At 57.8% G+C, this 16,634-nt stretch carries 15 protein-coding genes; 9 read left to right on the forward strand and 6 right to left on the reverse strand.

The features are described 5' to 3' along the window. The first annotated feature begins 3 nt into the window (after positions 1 to 3). The 8 genes from RS897_RS36505 to RS897_RS36540 all read left to right on the forward strand — a co-directional run bounded on the left by RS897_RS36505 (position 4) and on the right by RS897_RS36540 (position 9,804). The gene (locus RS897_RS36505) at positions 4 to 1,176 is read left to right on the forward strand and encodes an enolase C-terminal domain-like protein (RefSeq protein ID WP_315833510.1); all 1,173 of its coding nucleotides are present in this window, start codon (positions 4 to 6) and stop codon (positions 1,174 to 1,176) included. A 17-nt stretch (positions 1,177 to 1,193) separates the two neighbouring features. Then, positions 1,194 to 2,252: an NAD(P)-dependent oxidoreductase gene (locus RS897_RS36510; protein WP_315833511.1), complete on the forward strand. Its 1,059-nt coding sequence runs from the start codon at positions 1,194 to 1,196 to the stop codon at positions 2,250 to 2,252. A gap of 226 nt (positions 2,253 to 2,478) precedes the next feature. Then, a complete protein-coding gene (locus tag RS897_RS36515) occupies positions 2,479 to 3,906 on the forward strand; it encodes an amidase (RefSeq protein WP_315833512.1) in 1,428 nt (475 codons plus the stop codon). 416 nt (positions 3,907 to 4,322) lie between these two features. Beyond that, a complete protein-coding gene (locus tag RS897_RS36520) occupies positions 4,323 to 5,219 on the forward strand; it encodes a polysaccharide deacetylase family protein (RefSeq protein WP_315833513.1) in 897 nt (298 codons plus the stop codon). Between the two features lie 140 nt (positions 5,220 to 5,359). After that, the gene (locus tag RS897_RS36525; protein WP_315833514.1) at positions 5,360 to 6,904 is read left to right on the forward strand and encodes a sugar ABC transporter ATP-binding protein; all 1,545 of its coding nucleotides are present in this window, start codon (positions 5,360 to 5,362) and stop codon (positions 6,902 to 6,904) included. After that, complete coding sequence (locus RS897_RS36530; protein ID WP_315833515.1) at positions 6,897 to 7,850, forward strand: ABC transporter permease; 954 nt, start codon at positions 6,897 to 6,899, stop codon at positions 7,848 to 7,850. Before RS897_RS36525 ends, RS897_RS36530 begins: the two co-directional genes overlap by 8 nt. Next, positions 7,847 to 8,818, forward strand: coding sequence for an ABC transporter permease (locus tag RS897_RS36535; RefSeq protein WP_315833516.1), 972 nt, complete (start codon positions 7,847 to 7,849; stop codon positions 8,816 to 8,818). The genes RS897_RS36530 and RS897_RS36535 overlap by 4 nt, the downstream gene beginning before the upstream one ends. 14 nt (positions 8,819 to 8,832) lie before the next feature. Next, positions 8,833 to 9,804 (forward strand): sugar ABC transporter substrate-binding protein, encoded by a 972-nt coding sequence (locus tag RS897_RS36540; protein ID WP_315833517.1) that lies wholly within the window; start codon positions 8,833 to 8,835, stop codon positions 9,802 to 9,804. 180 nt (positions 9,805 to 9,984) lie between these two features. Here the strand turns inward: RS897_RS36540 and RS897_RS36545 are convergent, their stop codons facing one another. The 4 genes from RS897_RS36545 to RS897_RS36560 form a co-directional block, all read right to left on the reverse strand. After that, positions 9,985 to 10,440: a VOC family protein gene (locus tag RS897_RS36545; RefSeq protein WP_315838861.1), complete on the reverse strand. Its 456-nt coding sequence runs from the start codon at positions 10,438 to 10,440 to the stop codon at positions 9,985 to 9,987. Then, positions 10,428 to 12,341, reverse strand: a complete 1,914-nt coding sequence (locus RS897_RS36550) for an autotransporter domain-containing protein (protein ID WP_315833518.1) — start codon at positions 12,339 to 12,341, stop codon at positions 10,428 to 10,430. Before RS897_RS36550 ends, RS897_RS36545 begins: the two co-directional genes overlap by 13 nt. Positions 12,342 to 12,428: 87 nt before the next feature. Beyond that, positions 12,429 to 13,517 (reverse strand): helix-turn-helix domain-containing protein, encoded by a 1,089-nt coding sequence (locus RS897_RS36555; protein WP_315833519.1) that lies wholly within the window; start codon positions 13,515 to 13,517, stop codon positions 12,429 to 12,431. Positions 13,518 to 13,708: 191 nt separating this feature from the next. Beyond that, positions 13,709 to 14,323, reverse strand: a complete 615-nt coding sequence (locus RS897_RS36560; protein WP_315833520.1) for a dihydrofolate reductase family protein — start codon at positions 14,321 to 14,323, stop codon at positions 13,709 to 13,711. Between the two features lie 206 nt (positions 14,324 to 14,529). Between RS897_RS36560 and RS897_RS36565 the strand changes: the two genes are divergently transcribed. Beyond that, positions 14,530 to 14,874 carry an ArsR/SmtB family transcription factor gene (locus RS897_RS36565; protein WP_315833521.1) on the forward strand — a complete coding sequence of 115 codons (345 nt, stop codon included), beginning with the start codon at positions 14,530 to 14,532 and terminating at the stop codon, positions 14,872 to 14,874. 30 nt (positions 14,875 to 14,904) lie between these two features. Here RS897_RS36565 and RS897_RS36570 read toward each other — a convergent pair whose 3' ends face one another. Together RS897_RS36570 and RS897_RS36575 are read right to left on the reverse strand one after the other, a co-directional pair. Further along, positions 14,905 to 15,858 (reverse strand): class I SAM-dependent methyltransferase, encoded by a 954-nt coding sequence (locus tag RS897_RS36570; RefSeq protein ID WP_315833522.1) that lies wholly within the window; start codon positions 15,856 to 15,858, stop codon positions 14,905 to 14,907. A 424-nt stretch (positions 15,859 to 16,282) separates the two neighbouring features. Then, entirely contained in the window at positions 16,283 to 16,471 is a 189-nt protein-coding gene (locus tag RS897_RS36575; RefSeq protein WP_315833523.1) for a hypothetical protein, read from the reverse strand. Positions 16,472 to 16,634: the final 163 nt, after the last annotated feature.

Genomic DNA, 16,634 nt, shown 5'->3' on the forward strand with positions numbered 1-16,634 from the left:
GCAATGAAAATTAATGCCATCTTTGAGAAGACGATTCAGGTCGAAACCTCTCTGCGGAACTCTCGCGTCGACTTCAGCAAACTGACGGCGACAATTGTCGCCGTCGCCACCGACGTCATCATTAATGGGGAACCAGTTGTCGGATACGCCTTCAATTCTATCGGCCGGTACTCATGCGGCGCTCAGCTACGGGAGAGATTTATCCCTCGCCTGCTTGGTGCCAACGCCGAAGATATCCTGGACGAGGAACGCGCCAATTTCGATCCGATACGAGCTCGAAAGGTGCTTGATCGGAACGAAAAGCTTGGAGCGCATGCGGAACGCTCGGCGGCGATCGGGACGCTGGAAATTGCGCTCTGGGACGTGGTCGCGAAAATCGAACAGCGGCCTCTCTACGCCGTTCTTGCGGAACGGTTCGGAGTGTCACCGGTCACTGGTTTATTGCCCTGCTATGTCGGGGGCGGATTTTACCAACCCGGAGGCACGCCGAACACGCTGCGCGACGAGATCAGGGGCCACTTGGACGCGGGTTACGCGTTAGTCAAGATCAAGGCTGGCGGACTTCCAGTTAAAGCAGACCTTGAACGTATCGAAGCCGCAGTCGACCTGCTCGGCTCTGGCGAGCAGCTTGCCATCGACACCAGCTGCTGTTTCGATCAGAACTCGGCAATCCCGTTTGCAAGAGCTATTGAGCCATTTGGCCTGCGCTGGTGGGAGGAACCCTGCGCACCCGATGATTTCGACACTTACCGCGCAATCGCAGAGCAATACGACGGCACTCTGGCGGGTGGTGAAAATCTGTTTGCCGCTCAGGAAGTCGATAACTTCCTTCGTTATGGCCGCTTTGACGGCAAGATCGTCGTACAACCCGATCCACCTCTGGCCTATGGTCTCGGCGAATTCCTCAAAATTATCGCGGTGGCGGACTCCCACGGCGTTCCGCGCGCCAACATCATCCCTCATGGCGGCAACATGATGTCGCTCCATATCGCGGCCGGCCTGGGCCTGGGAAGTGTCGAGTCCTATCCGGGCCTTTTCGGAGTCCTGGGCGGTTTCAGCCGAGAAGTTGAGATCGTCGATGGCAAGGTCACTCTGCCAACCGCGCCGGGCATCGGATTTGAAGAGCAACCTCGGCTGATCGACGTCATGCGAAGCGTTCTGGCCGATGGCAAGTAACGGGAGCTACCGGCATCATGCGTACTGCAACAACGATCTTTGTGGGCTCCGACTTTGTCTTGGATCCAGCGCTCGATGAAGTCGCTCAGGCGCTGTACGATCGGGGGCATCGGATCATTCGCGGTCCCAAAGCGGTTCCCGGTAAGCAAACGATTTTCGCGCCGGGCGATTACGAGCGATATTTTGGCGATATTGATGTCCTTGTAATCAGTTCTCGCTCATTGGTGACGGCCGGCATGCTCGCGGCCTCACCAAGGCTCAGAGGGATCGTGTTTCCGTCGATTGGCACGGAATCGCTCGACCTCTCCCTTGCCAAAGCGCGGGATCTGATTGTTGCAAACGGCGCCACACCAGAGAATTTCGAAAGCGTGGCGGAGGCAACCGTCATGCTGATGCTAAATCTCTTTTACGATCTCAAGGGTACCGAGCACGTTTTGCGGGCGCAGCTGCCGCGCCCGCGCGATCTCAAAGCAACGATGCTGAAGGGCAAGACTGTCGGAATTATCGGCTTCGGGCGGATCGGCAGGGGTGTGGCGCAACGGCTCAGCGGCTGGGATATCGATATCCTCGTTAACGATCCCGGACTTCGCGAGCAACCGTCGAACAACGTCACGCTTGCCCCGCTCGACGAGCTTCTTCGCAGCAGCGATATCGTCACGGTTCATGCCACGCCCGCCGCCGACGGAACGCCCATTATCGGCGCCGGTGAAGTATCAAGGATGAAAACGTCCGCCTTCCTGGTGAACACATCGCGCGGACGCTGTCTCGACGAAACGGCCGTCTTTGAGGCACTCAGGGATAACCGCATCGCCGGTGCTGCCCTTGATGCCTTCCTCGTCGAGCCCCTGCCCGCACACAGCCCGTTGCGGGATCTAGATAATGTTATTTTAACCCCGCATATGATTGCCCACACCCGAGAGCTGTTCGCGTCCTTTGCTCCGACTTGCGTCGAAAATGTAGAGCGTATTCTGCAAGCAAAGCCGCCGCTCTATATCAGAAACCCGGATGTACTGGAGCGCTGGCAGCACCGCGTCAAAATTTGCAGGCTTGCTGCTCAAGGCGATGACCCCGCGTGAAACCGCCTCTCTCCTCGGCGGCTGCAGAAACCACACGCAACGACTTGGAAAGGCTTGCCGAGGCATTGCTCATATGGAACGGGCTTGACTCGCAAGCCGCCGCCGCGGCAGCGGCTACCCTGGCCGCCGGCATGGCCACGCAGCGGGTGAGAGTCCAGAGGACCTACGACGACCTTCCATTGTCCTCCGAGCCTGATTGGTTTGCCGTCGAATTGACGAGAGTGCAATGATGGCAGCCGCTCATATCCGCCGCGAGCTGAACCGGCTCGACCTGAGGGAAATCGCCACGGCACTACGGACCGGCCAGACATCAGCGGCTGCACTGATGGAATTGACGCTGGATCGCGCGAAAGCACTTAATCCAAGGCTGAACGCAATCGTCTCTCTTTGGGAAGAACGCGCACTGGATGATGCAAGGAAAGCCGACAAGGAACGTGCGCTAGGCTTTTTTCGGGGCCCCCTACACGGCGTACCACTCGCGCACAAAGACATGTTTTATCGAGCTGGAGTGCCCTGCTCGGTCGGTCTTTCGGTGCCTTTTGCGATACCGACCGACACGGCTGCAGTCCTGGAACGTCTCGATAGCGCCGGGGCCATACAATTTGGTGCGTTAAACCTTGCGGAACTGGCCTACGGTCCGACAGGGCACAACTATCATCTGGGCCATTGCCGCAATCCCTGGAATACGGACTACATCAGCGGTGGATCGTCCAGTGGTTCTGCGGTCGCCGTCGCGGCCCGACTGTCGTTTGCGGCGCTTGGCTCGGACACGGCAGGCTCGATCCGGCTTCCGGCAGCCGCTTGTGGTGTGACTGGCCTTAAGGTCACGCAAGGTCGTATCAGCCGCACCGGCTCGATCCCGGGATCCTTTTCGATGGATACCGTCGGCATCATTGCACGCAGCGCCGCGGACTGCGCCATGCTACTCGACATTCTTGCGGAACCAAAAGCCGGAGGTCGCATCCCAAGCGGCAACCTGGCAGGCGATCATGTCGGAGTATCGAACCGGAAACCGCCGGTGTTGCGCATCGGCGTGCCGAAGCTGAGCTCCGATGACGTTTCCCCGGAGATTGGCCTCGCAATCGAAGAAGCGCTGAATATGCTGGGTGAGCTCGGTTGCAAGGTTGTGCCTGTCGTCCTGCCGGACCTAACTCGCTATGACGTCGCCGGCTTTCAGGTCATGGCTTCCGAAATCTCAGCGACGTACCGAACCCAGCTCACTCAGTCTCCGCACACTTTTTCCGATCAAATGCAGGCACGGCTTCAGCGTGGGCTAGTAATCCCGGCGACAACATATATCGACGCCCTGCGCTTTCGCGGTGTCGCCCTTCGCGAGTTTCGAAGCCAGGTTTTCGGATCCGTCGACGTTCTCGTGTTGCCTTGCCTCACCCTGCCAACGCCGACGATCGCGGAAACGGACATAGGCGGAAGACCGGACATTGACCAAATGATCTCCAGGCTGGTGACGTATTTGCGGCCCATCAGCTTTCTCGGGCTTCCCTCTCTATCGATCCCAATCGGTTTCCAGGCCATTGGCCTGCCGATTGGGATGCAACTGGTGGGCAGACCTTACGATGAAGCGACGCTCTTGAGCGTCGGTGAAGCCTTCCAGTTCCAGACGGATTGGCATCGCCGGGTTCCACCGCTCTGCTGATCGCCGTCTTCGAGCGGCTTCGTTTGCCGAATCCCTCCAAAGGCAGGGCAACAGGCAGGCGTATGCGGACAATTCTCGGTGCGAGACCCCCTCTCTTCGACGAGGCGATCGGGCCTGACCGAACTTCAAAGCGCCACTAACAAATCCAGTTAGAGCGCCCTGCTTTTTCGGCTCAAACCGACCGGGCAAGATCACCACCAGCGTCATAAAAGTAAAAAATACAGGGAGAACATAATGCCCGGGCCTCCGAGCCCGCCCACAAACCCTCGCAAAATCTTCCCTGAGCCGCGGTGGGATCCCAGGACACGGATTCCGCGCCGCGCCCTCGTAGTGCGGTGGCATCCGAACCGCGATCCCTAGATCAATCGTATCGGCATCTCCGCGCCGACAGTCACTTCTTGTCGAAAGAAACCTAAATGCTGCCAACTCACGATCGCTTTCCCTATTCCGCCATCGCCAATCGGCCAAACTTCTCCTGGCCGGAGGGCCGGAGACTCGCGTTTTACGTTGCACTGTGCGTGGAGAGTTTTGCGTACAATTGCTCCGGTCTTGGTACGCCGCTCACTCCGAATCATGGTCACCCGAACAAGTTCAACTGGTCATGGCGAGAGTATGGAAATCGGGTCGGCGGCTGGCGCTTGATTGACTTGTTCGATGAATTTCGACTTCCACTGACGGTACTGCTTAACAGCGCATGCTATGAGCATTGCCCCGAACTCATTGCCGTGCATCGTGGCCGTGGCGATGAAATCGTCGGCCACGGTCGCACCAATTCTGAGAACCAGAATGGCTTGTCACTCGAAGAAGAGCGCCGTCTTATCCAGGAAGCAACAGAAGCCTTTCGTCGGCATGAGGGTGGGTCTCCCCGCGGCTGGATGAGCCCTGGCGCCAACGCAACCATACAAACAGAAGATCTGTTGGCGAAGGAAGGTTATCGCTACACCCTCGACTGGCCGATCGACGACCAGCCCGTATGGTTGACGACCGACGCCGGCCCGCTTCTGAGCGTGCCTTATGCGCATGAACTCAACGACATCCCAATGGTGATCTTCCACGACGCGACCGCTCAACAATTCGCTGACAGCTCGATCGACAATTTCGACGAATTGCTGTGTCAATCGAAGCAACAGCCGCTTGTGTTCGGTATCACCATTCACAATTTCATTTTCGGTCAACCGTTTCGGCTGAAGCAGCTCCGACGATTGCTTGAGCACGTAACGAAGCACCGCGATACGGTTTGGTTCACAACGTCCGGCGCCATCGCCGATCACTTTGCGTCGGTCGTGCCGCCGCCGGAACCTGCGATGCTATAAACTGGCCGATGAGTTGCCGGATCACGCTGCTTTTAATCGGCGCGATCCAGAGCGAACCGCCTCTCGATTAAGCCTGTTGTGTGCGCGGTCGAACGATCGCGCGCGCCTGGCATCGGGCACAAACCGACTGCGGAGTCCGCATGACCATACATCGCTCACATACGTCCAGCGTGGCCACGTTGCCAGACCCGCCGCGTCATCCCCTGCTCGAGCTCCACAACATCTGCAAGAGCTTTCCAGGTGTGAAGGCCCTCGATCACGTCAATCTGTCGATTTGGCCGGGCGAGGTTCACATGCTCCTGGGGGAAAACGGAGCTGGCAAATCCACCCTTATGAAAGTTCTTTGCGGTGCTTACGCACGCGATGCCGGCAGCATCTTGAATGGGGGGAAGTCGGTTGAACTGCGATCGGTCGCAGATGCACGACAACTGGGTGTCGCCGTCATTTTTCAAGAATTCTCCCTCGTCCCTTGTTTGGACATCGCGCACAACATCCTCTTTGGCGAAGAGCCTGCGGGCCGCCTGCCGGGATCGATCGACCACCATGCCTTGTACTCAAAGGCAAAGCGCGTTCTCGATCGTATCGGGTTCGATATAGATCCACGCACACCAATACATCGGCTTGGTGTCGCACAACAGCAGATGGTTGAGATCGCCAAGGCGCTATCCCGAGACGCTCGCATTCTCGTCATGGACGAACCGACCGCCGCCCTATCGGATCGCGAGTCCGAGCAGTTGTTCGCGATCATGCGCCAACTCAAGGCGCGGGGCGTTGCCATCGTCTACATTTCCCACCGCATGGCCGAGGTTTTCGACCTGGGCGATCGCGTGACTGTCCTTCGGGACGGTAAAAATGTCGCCAGCATGATGGTCGGCGACGTTACAGCGGAGGAACTGGTCTGCCTAATGGTCGGACGGCTCGTGGATGCGAGTTATACCCGCTCGACACGAGCGGTACCGGGTAAAGCTGTCCTCGAGGTCGAAAACCTGTCGTCATCCAATGGAATTCGCAACGCCAGCCTGGTCGTGCGAGCCGGCGAGATCGTCGGTTTATGCGGTTTGGTTGGTTCCGGCCGTACCGAACTCGCTCGGGCAGTCTTCGGGGTTGATCCGGTGACGTCGGGCGAAATCCGAATTGCGGGCGCGAAGAAGGCCAACAATCCGCGATCGTCCAGCTCCATGGGAATAGCCTTCATTCCGGAAAACAGGAAATTGGAAGGTCTGTTGCTGACCCATAGTGTCAAGGACAACCTCCTTGTCGCCGCGCTCGAGAAGCTCTTCCCCACGCGCGTCCTCAATGTCGCCAGGGCCAACCGTGTTGTCAGTGAACTCGTTGAGCGCCTGCGTATTGCAACGCCGTCGATTGCCAAACCAGTGGGCGAACTCTCCGGGGGTAACCAGCAAAAGATTGTCATCGGCAAGTGGATTGCCAACGGTCCGCGGCTCTTCATTTTCGATGAGCCGACACGCGGAATCGATATTGGTGCGAAATCAGAGATCTTCGCCCTGTTGTACGAACTCGTCCTAAACGGAGCTGCTGTGCTGATGATCAGCTCCGAGCAATCGGAGATAGTCAACGTCTGCGATCGAGCCTACGTCATGAAAGGTGGGCGCATTGTCGGAGAGCTGTTGCATCCAGCTCTGTCCGAGGAAGCTATCGTTCGACTGGGAATGCATCATGTCTAAAGTCCTTGCCGTGAACAGGCGAAACTTCGCTGCTTCAATTCCTGGCGCTTCGGTCATGCTTATCGTTCTTACGATAGTATTTGCGTTTGTGAGTCCGGACTTCGCAACGCGCAGCAATCTCACCAATATTCTGGCTCAGTCCACAATCCTGCTTGTCGTCGCCCTTCCGATGACATTGGTGATCCTGACCGAGGGGCTGGACCTTTCAGTCGGCGCGGTCGCTTCCCTCGCGTCGATGGTGATCGCAAGCGTTGCCGTCGTGACGGGCTCGCTCAGCGCAGCAATCGGCGCGGGCCTACTCGTGGGGCTGGGGTTCGGATTGGCGAATGGCGGATTGATTGCGGTGCTCGGGATCCCCCCCTTCGTCGCCACACTTGGCACGCTCGGGGCGGCGCAAGGGCTCGCCCTTGTCATAAGCGACGGACAGAGCGTCACGGGGTTTGGGAGTGACCTGAGCGATCTGTATTACGGATCGATCGGCCCGCTTGCATTGCCGATTATCTATTCGGTCCTGCTCTACCTCGCCTTTCACTGGCTGCTTGACCGCTCTCGTTTCGGCGTAGCGGTGCGAGCATTAGGTGGAAATCGTCAAGCACTAGCGTTGAGTGGACGCAGCGTCCGATTGCCGTTAATCGCCGTCTATGGCCTAAGCAGCGTAATGGCGGGCTTCACCGCACTCCTGATGACCTCACGCATGAATGCGGGGCACCCAACAGCGGGGCTCGGCCTCGAGTTTGACGCGATTGCGGCAGTCGCGCTGGGTGGAACCTCATTCGAGCGGGGACACGGTTGGCTGGCCGGAACGTTACTCGGCGTTCTGACGATCAGCATCCTACGCAACGGCATTACACTCCTGTCGATTCCTGCGGCGGCCCAAGTCACAAGTGTTGGATTGATGGTGATCATCGCCATGATCATCGATCGGCATGGACGGGGCGTGCAATGACCATCCTAGATGCACAATCGGTGGCGCCTTGGTCCAACAACACCAGGCGGCTGGGCTATCGTTTCCTCACGATCGGCATGGTCATACTCGCCCTAACTACCCTGTCGGATACGTTCTTCACGGCGAACAACGTCCTCAATATCTTGCGCCAAGCCAGCTTGCTGTTTCTTCTCTGCTCCGGCTTGACGCTCGTCATCCTCGCCGGCGGCCTGGATCTGTCCATCGGTGCCAATATCGCGCTGTCGGGATGTCTCGCTGCAATGGTGATCAAGGCCACCGGCACACCTTGGCTCGGCGCTATCATCGGTTTCGGCGTCGGCACGATTATTGGCCTTCTGAATGGCTTCCTCGTCACATCGCTTCGCTTGCCGGCCTTCATCGCGACCTACGGGATGATGTGGGTTGTCAATGGTTTGACCTATTACGTCATGGCGGGCCGCACGATCGGCGACTTCCCCGCCGCGTTTCGCCAACTCGGCAGCGGGTATGGCTTCGGCATTCCAATCCCAGTCTACCTAATGGCCGCCTCCCTGCTCATCGGCGTCGCCTTGATGCGCTGGACGATCTACGGCAAACAGATCTACGCGATCGGAGCCAATGCCACAGCCGCAGAGCTTTCCGGCATCCCAGTGAGACGACGTCTGCTGTTCGTCTACGCAACGTCGGGCGCCATGGCTGGTCTCGCAGCCCTCGTGTTCCTCGCGCGGCTCAACTCCGCTGACGCGAACATGGGCTCGACACTCCTGCTGCCCGGCCTCGCTTCCGTGCTTGTCGGCGGCGCATCACTGTTCGGCGGCACGGGCTCCATTTTTGGAACGTTCACCGGGGCGGTGCTGCTCACCCTCATTCTAAACGGAATGAACATCCTTTCAGTTAGTTCGAATTGGCAGCCGCTGATTACGGGACTGATCATCGTCGTGGCCGTTTTCGCGGACGCGACACTGCGTAGAGAGTCCAACACAAAATAGGGGGAAATACACAGATGAAGAAGATTGCCCACTTTGTTGCAGCTTTTGCCGCGATCGGCGGAACAACGCAAGCTTCCGCGGACGGAGAGCGGATCGCGGTTTTTACGAAAAACCAGGTCGCATCATTCCATCAAGTTGTCCGCGCCGGTGCAGATGCCGCAGCCAAACAGATGAATGTCGTCGTTTCCCATTACATCCCAAATCAGCCCGACAGTATCATTGAGCAGATGTCGCTGATCGAGGCTGCAATCATCAAGCGGCCCGATGCGATCCTGTTCACGCCAGTCGATTATCGGGCCATGGTCCCAGGCGTTCGCAAGGTCAACAATGCCAACATTCCCATCGTCAACGTCGACGACCGAAGTCCTGACGGTAATTTTGTCACCTATGTCGGTGCATCAAGCTATGAAATCGCATTGGAGACCGGCCGCTACTTGCTCCGCGCCATGAACGGCAAAGGAAATGTTGTGATTATCGAAGGCGTCAAGGGCGCCGTCACGAGCGTCGAGCGGGTCCGAGGCTTTAGGGATGCAATCAAGGAATTTCCCGAAGTAAAGCTCCTGGCCTCCCAGGCCGCGAATTACCAGCGCCTGGAAGCTCTTCAAGTGACCGAAAACCTGCTCCAGGCCCACTCCAACATCAACGGCATCATGGTCGCCAACGACGGAATGGCGACCGGCGTGATCGAGGCACTGAAGGCTGCCCAACGCAAGGCCTTTGTCGTCGGGTTGAATGGCGATCCCGAAGGCATCGCCGCAGTTAAAAAGGGGGACATGCTGGCTACGGCCGCGTATGACGGTTTTCTGATGGGGTGCATCGGCGTTATGGCGGCGGTTCGTCAGCTTCACGGTAAGCCAGTCCCCACGGAGATTGTCCTCGATACACCGATCATCGACAAGTCCAGCTATCAAGCTTACGACGTGTCGCTTAGAGATCGGCAGTGCCCCAAGTGGGAAAGCGTGGTGCCCGGTATAGCGCGGAAATAGATCCTCCCCGTCATAGCTCCCAGCCCAAGCGTCTAGCTGTAAATGGCGGATCGAACCGTTGCATTAACGCGTAGCCGGTCCGCCCTCTCCAGTTGGTCGAACTCTAACCAGTTGTGTCGGGGAGGCCACGTAAGGGCATAGCGACGACGCCCCATGTAGCAAATTGGACCTCCAACGACGTCATTCGTCGGGCGCCAGAATTAGCCAAGGCACTCCAAAGCGGTCTGTGACCATTCCGAACAGCCTAGCCCAGTCAGCCTCGGCCAGAGGTGTTGCGAATGTTCCGCCTTCCGCCAAGCCACCGAAGATCCGTTTGGCCTCTTCAGTGCTATGAACATGCAGCGATACATTGAAGCCACTCATCTGGACGAATGCGTCGTCATTCAGGTCGTTACCGCGCAACAGATTGTCGCCAAACCGAACTTCCGCAAAACGAACATTCCCCGCTGGGCCAGCCACCGATCCTGACGGCAGGGCGCGATCTTCGCTCCCACCGAACGTGTTCATAATCATGATCTCGCCACCAAGCAGTTTTGCGTAAAATTCAAAGGCCGCTCGGCACTCCCCTCGAAAGGTAAGCTGAGGTGCAATATTCGTTGTGTGGCCTCCTGATACATCCTTACTTAAAATCTGTATTTAAGGGCGATGTTCCCGCCATAGTCGTTGCCGGAGCTTCGCGCAAAGATCGTTGCTGCTCCCAGAGCCACCGTCGCCTGGTCGCTGAACGCGGCACTCAGGCCAGCCTGCACCGCGCCATAGGTTTCCCCGCCACGGCCGGGAACCGGCGTATAGATCGAAAGCAACGGCGACTGCGTGAGCGTCGCCAAAATTGTCGGCCCGCCGCCACAGAAGTCATGCTCGGCGGTTAGATTGACATAAGGCGAAAGCGGCTGATTATTGATCATCAAGGGGAACCGGAGCTGCACGCCTGCGCTGCCTGTGAGACTGTCCAGCTTTTGGCCACCAACTTCAAAGGTCAGGAGTGGATCGCCAGTCTCGGCGAATCCTCGAACGCTTGTGCGGGCATAAGTCAGCCCGGCCAAAGGCCCGACCTGCATTCGGGGCATCACATCGAACAGGTAAGCCGCCCTTACGCCGATTGCGAAGCTATCGGATTTGGTATCGCCGTAGACGGTGTCGATCACCCCGGGCCGTTCGATCTTCAGGTTGCCGCGGCTATAGAGTGCCATCACGTCGGTGAACCAGCGCGAATACGAGAATGAGGCATATGCACCATACTGGTATGCGTCTTGATCGATCTTGCCACCGCCCTGCCGCAGCGAGAATTCACCCGTGGAAAAGTTGAACACCGCACCGAGTTTGACGTTGGGGGTGAGCCGATATTCCGCTCCGATCTGGCCGCCGCCCATACCATAACGCATGCCAAGTGCATCGGTCAGATTGGTGGTCTTACCCGCGACGCCGGTCGCCCCGAGGTAGATCGAGATGGGATTGACCGGCGCGAATGTGCTCGCCGGCATATTGGTCATCATCGCCATTGTCGCGTTCGTGGCGCCGAACCCGGCTGAGCGGCTGGAGTCCAATTGCGAGAAGATTAACCGGCCGAAACCGGTTGCCGCAATGTGAGCAACGTCCGCTTGCGCCGGATATGTCGACGGCGCCCGAAGCAAATTGACGAGATAACTCGCCGTAAGCGCAAAGCCCTCGGTCGACCAGTGCACGTTATCATATATGAACAGGCTCTTTAGCCCCGGGACATAAGCTGCCGATTCGAGTCCATAGGCCCTGGGGTTCGCTGCCACCCGATCAATGAGCCGCGTCTCGTCAAACAGGAATATCCGCGCTCCTGCTTGGGATAGCGGTCGCATCTGCTGCTGCAGCGTCGCATAATAGTTCGCGCTGAATTTCTGGGCCGCCGGCCCTGCTGCGGGTCCAAATCCTGGGTACAGCGGGGGACCGAATCTCGCGTCAAAGATCGGCGCCCGACTGGCATCCGAGAAGCCGACAAAGGCGATCGTGCGCGCGCCGGCCTGCACAAATCGTCTAACAGCGGCCGCGGCGTTCGCCCCTGCCTCTATTCCGGACGGAACGGGCAATCCTTGTTCCAACGGGGAGGCAAGATCATTCAGGCCGATATGGATCGTAACCAGATCGCGGTTTCCGAACGGGCGCCCGCCCCAGGCATTCAGCTGATAGGACAACCCTGCACCGGGCAACGCGATGTTATAATCGGAGGTCGTCGCGCCACCCACTGCATAGTTTGTGAGTTGGTTATTTGCGAGCCCAAGTTTTGATTGAAGTGGATAGGGAAAACCAACGTAGCCGAGAGGTGCTGTGCGATTGAGATTTGCAAGATCACCGCCGTGGCTCGGGTAATTTGACTTGTCGCCTGCAAACAGCGGAAGGATGTTCAACCCGTGGTCCGCAAAGCTGTCGCCAAAGGCCGTCACGGACGTGAATTGCGACTGTGCTTGCAGTGGAGCCGGTACTGCCACAATCGCGCTGACAGCGATCATGCACGTCAACAATGCGCGGCGTTTGGCGCACACCCGCTTCTCAAGAACTGTCGTCTCCATGAATCCCCCCAATTATTTTTTGCTGCGCAGCAGGCCTTCTTGCTGCCCACCGACACTACGGATTCGGTCGAGAGGGAGAATTCACCGTTAGTCGGCGTTTCTTGTCGCTCCATGCATTTTGCTTGTTCTCGCACGCAAGCGCCCGCCGACAATCAGTGGCGCTCTGGCAAACCATTCGATAATCGTGCGCGGCCGCTCCGGGGGTAGACGCCATCTCGCAGGAGTCGCACGCGCATCGCGTGGGCTATAGCCGAACTCGGCGCGAAAGGCCTTGCTGAATTGTGCCGGGTCCGAAAAGCCGTAGCTATATGCGATTGTTTGGATACGTCGAGGTTCGTGCGGGTCGGCGATCGCTGCATGGCAGGCTTGTAACCGCCGCCGTCGAATGTATTTGACGACGCCACCCTGGCATTCGAAGAGATAATAGAGCTGCCGTAACGAGACGCCGGCCGCTCGCGCCACCAGAGCCGGAGTCAGTGTGAGGGAACTCAGATGCTCGTTGATGCATTTGCAGGCGAGCTTGAATTGTGTGGCCCAGATAGTCACCCGGGGGTCCGTCGTTCTTGCCGCCGACTGAGCGAGACATGCATCGATAAATGCGGCTATTGAATTAACAATAGTTGGGGCATCGGCAGCGGACAAATTTGGAAGTTGCAGCACGATACTGCTTAGAAAAGCGCCTATGAAAGACGACATTCGGTCAGACAACACCGTGTTCGTAAAACGGTCTATCGTTGCTGCCAGCTCCGGACATGCGTCACGCTCAAAGACAATCGAGATCACCTCGGTGGAATCGATCGACAGTTCAAGTGGCGATGCCAAAGATCCAATCAGCCCTGTCCCCGCTGACATACGAATAGATTCACCCGCGAGTTTACCAATGATGGATCCCTGCCGAAGGAAAACCAAAAGCAAATGGTCAAAGCAGCCTTGACGAATTGTATCCTTCGATCTTCGAGCGAAGACTCCGTCGAATCTCCCCGCAACAATCAGCAGCGGCCCGAGATCGAATGTGCCGGCGTCAACGACGCAAGTATCAGAAGGTGATCGGGCCGCAGGCCAGTGAAGCTCCATGAGCGGCGCCATGGCGTTCTGCCATTGCCGGAACTGATCTTTTCCAGCAACGACGCGAGTTGTAAATCGTCTGTGAGGGATCATCCGACCGGCGTCGCTCAATCAATGCTCCCGATCCAGCGTTACCCACGGCGATAGACGCCTCGCGGCTTCGACACGGATTAATCGGAATTTTTCGCGCCGCCGCTGCTCAACCAAGCCGTCGGCACGCATGGCGGACGAGCCCGCTTCACCATGAAGCATGTATGCTCGACGCCATCCGATGAGCCCCGGCGATCACGACCTCCGAAATGTCAGGATGCGCCGTATGTGGCGAATGTTGGCGGGCCCGCCTTCTCATACGTATGAATAGCCAAGCCACCGACTGTCCGCTCCACGTTTGCCAGCTTGAATCCGGCCGGAGCTCCGCCATCAATAAAGAGCTTTCTGCCCTGCCCGAGGACGACCGGAGCGATCACGAGCCGGAATTCATCAATCAACTCTTTAGTCAGAAGCGAGTGTGCGAGGCGCGCGCTTCCATGGATTTGTAGTTCGCGACCAGGCTTTGCCTTGAGTTCAGCGATCTCTGCTCCGACATCTCCGGAAAGGATTGTGGATGGCGACCAAGAGGCTTCCTTGAGCGAATTCGAAGCCACATACTTCGGCAACCCGTTCATCTTGCTCCCGATCGGGTCATTCGGATCATTCATCTTCGGCCAATCGCGCGCGAAGTTTACGTAGGTTCGACGGCCAAACAGAAATCCGTCCGCCTGCCCGACCCAAGTCGCGACCGTCTCCATAAAACCTTCTTCCAGGTAGGGAACGAACCAGCCGCCTCGAATGAATCCATCGGTCGTGTCTTCATCCGGCGCCCCTGGGCCCTGGCTCACCCCGTCGAGTGTCAGGAATTGCATCAAGACAAGCTTCATCTTGCAACCTTTCGCTGGTTTTGTTTCGCGTTAGCGCGCTCTCGTTACTTAGCGCAAAAGCTTACTATTTTAAAAAACCACTTACCGCAACAGCTAAGTTATTGACGCAGCGAGGCACAAAAGCACCTATTTTTACGAATTTTCAGGCCGACGCGTCCGCAACAAAGATGTATTGAACTAAGTAAATCAGAATGATAGTTAGCTTCATGGAACAAACAAAGGCTGATTTGGACGGCATTTTCCAGGCCCTAGCCGATCCCACCCGCCGCGCCGTTTTGGCGCAGCTTGGAAACGGGCCGGCAAGTATCAGCGACCTGGCAAAACCGTTCGATATGGCTCTGCCGTCGTTCATGAGACATATCCATTTTCTCGAAGAACAGGGGCTGATCAGCAGTCGCAAGGAGGGACGCGTGCGGACATGCGCGATCGAGAAATCTGCCGTTGAGGCCGTCGAGAGCTGGCTAACCACTCAAAGAGCGATTTGGGAAGCCCGCGCCGATCGACTTGAGGCACTGGTAACAAGTATGCAGGCAGAGGGGAAATCGCGATAACAGAGACGTCCGCAATTGTAATCGATCGTCTCAAAACGGCGCCCTCGCCTTTGCTAGCCATGACTCGTCGAACAACTCCCCTTGCGTCGAGCATTTCTCAAATTTGACGCCTGCTCTTGCCACCGCCTTGATGTGATCGACGACAGCATTTTGCCGATCCACTGGGATGCCGTGATCGTTCCACAACGCACGAAGCTCAGTCTCCGCATCGGGCGATGAGCGGTTCTTGTTGCGTGGCATGTCTTCAAAATTGGCGCAGACGATCTCGACGCTCGGCGCAATGCCTCTCCATTGATCGCGATAGTAGCTGCAATCCACCCCGCACCCAGCCTCCAGATGAATTCCAGTTTGCTGCGTGAATTTCAGGTAATCCGCGCTCGGGCGCTCCCGATAGCATTGCACGCCGCTGTACTGAAACGGCGCCGACGTCTGTGGGATAATGAACGTGCCGTGATCAGCGATATCGGATGCCAAATCGATCAGATGAAACTCAAACGCGCGCCCGGTGTAGCGCGGCCCTGCTCCGGTCCTGGCCGTCGCCCCAAACGGTGGATTGGCAATTGCCGTCCGAAATTGGCCGAGGCTCGCAAAATCGAAGCCGAAGACATCGGCACAGATCCAGGTCGCTTCCGGCAGAACCTTGCGGCCAACATCCACATAGGCCGGGTTGATCTCGATACAGAGGATCTCAGGGGATGGCATGTTGCGCTCTCGTCCGTAAAATCCGCGCCAATGGACATGGAACGCCAATGCTCCAATTCCGGCGCACAGATCGATTGTCCGTCCACCGCCGGCATCGATTGCAAAATCACCGGCAAGCCCCACTGGCGTGAAAAACGCGCCTGCCACGCCGTTGATATGGTTTGCCCCCTCGTTCCAGTTCTCCAGAACGAACAGGCGTTCGTCATACGTCAAGACGTCCTTGTCCAGCAGCTCCAGGGCCCGGGCATGCGCCCTCGCCTCCGCCTTCGTCAATTTAGCCATTGTGAGTGTCTCGCCTCTGAAGCCCATCGAAGGGCGTGCCATCGGCAAGGGCGCACATGGCCCTCGCCATGCCGCCTGCCCGTCGGCGAGACCGGGGTTTTGGGGCAAGATCTTGTTTCGGCGGCGGCATCGCCGGCGCGCAGCCGAGGATGCGCAACGCGGTCGCATCGAGCCACCACCCGCGACGTGCGACCGACTTGCTGCAGAGGAGGACGAAAGAAGATCTTGCTGGGGAAAGGGGCAGCGCCCCTTAAACCCCCTGGACTTTAGCGCGATATCGTTGGACCTGCAGGCGCTTCAAAAATCAGGCGCGGGTTCCGCAAGTCAGAGAACCACGGAACTGAAAGTCGTTGCCTGAGATAGCTGGGCCTCACGCGGCCGTCAGCCCGCGTGGCTAAACGTCACTTGGGGAATTCGCCAGCTGTCACACCGAGATGTCGTGTCTTACCTGCGCGGCTGCGTCGTACAATCGAACTTGCAGAATGGGAAATCGGCGCTTCAGCTCGAGCGCCACCTGCTCGGCACCCTCTTTGGTCGCAAACTCGGTTTTCAGTCGGCCGTCCACTTCCAACGCATAGGGAAGTTTCGGCAGTTCGATCGAATGGCGCCCCATCTCAAATCCCGAGTCAGCTGCTTTATGCTCTTGGCTAGCGTGAGTCTGGGCCAGCGGGCAAGCCGCGACACGATGGAATACCGACGTCTAAACTGCGGCGATAAGCTGCTTAATACCGCTTTCCTGCGTAGCCTTTCCCGAAGCAGGGGGCCGGGTTTACGAG

The sequence above is a fragment of the Bradyrhizobium prioriisuperbiae genome (assembly GCF_032397745.1).
In the GTDB taxonomy this organism is placed as follows: domain Bacteria; phylum Pseudomonadota; class Alphaproteobacteria; order Rhizobiales; family Xanthobacteraceae; genus Bradyrhizobium_A; species Bradyrhizobium_A prioriisuperbiae.

Bases quoted from the DNA above. Each gene is read 5' to 3' on its own strand.
- RS897_RS36505 (WP_315833510.1), top strand. From the start codon at position 4: ATGAAAATTAATGCCATCTTTGAGAAGACGATTCAGGTCGAAACCTCT.
- RS897_RS36510 (WP_315833511.1), top strand. From the start codon at position 1,194: ATGCGTACTGCAACAACGATCTTTGTGGGCTCCGACTTTGTCTTGGAT.
- RS897_RS36515 (WP_315833512.1), top strand. From the start codon at position 2,479: ATGATGGCAGCCGCTCATATCCGCCGCGAGCTGAACCGGCTCGACCTG.
- RS897_RS36520 (WP_315833513.1), top strand. From the start codon at position 4,323: ATGCTGCCAACTCACGATCGCTTTCCCTATTCCGCCATCGCCAATCGG.
- RS897_RS36525 (WP_315833514.1), top strand. From the start codon at position 5,360: ATGACCATACATCGCTCACATACGTCCAGCGTGGCCACGTTGCCAGAC.
- RS897_RS36530 (WP_315833515.1), top strand. From the start codon at position 6,897: ATGTCTAAAGTCCTTGCCGTGAACAGGCGAAACTTCGCTGCTTCAATT.
- RS897_RS36535 (WP_315833516.1), top strand. From the start codon at position 7,847: ATGACCATCCTAGATGCACAATCGGTGGCGCCTTGGTCCAACAACACC.
- RS897_RS36540 (WP_315833517.1), top strand. From the start codon at position 8,833: ATGAAGAAGATTGCCCACTTTGTTGCAGCTTTTGCCGCGATCGGCGGA.
- RS897_RS36550 (WP_315833518.1), bottom strand. From the start codon at position 12,341: ATGGAGACGACAGTTCTTGAGAAGCGGGTGTGCGCCAAACGCCGCGCA.
- RS897_RS36560 (WP_315833520.1), bottom strand. From the start codon at position 14,323: ATGAAGCTTGTCTTGATGCAATTCCTGACACTCGACGGGGTGAGCCAG.
- RS897_RS36565 (WP_315833521.1), top strand. From the start codon at position 14,530: ATGGAACAAACAAAGGCTGATTTGGACGGCATTTTCCAGGCCCTAGCC.
- RS897_RS36570 (WP_315833522.1), bottom strand. From the start codon at position 15,858: ATGGCTAAATTGACGAAGGCGGAGGCGAGGGCGCATGCCCGGGCCCTG.
- RS897_RS36575 (WP_315833523.1), bottom strand. From the start codon at position 16,471: ATGGGGCGCCATTCGATCGAACTGCCGAAACTTCCCTATGCGTTGGAA.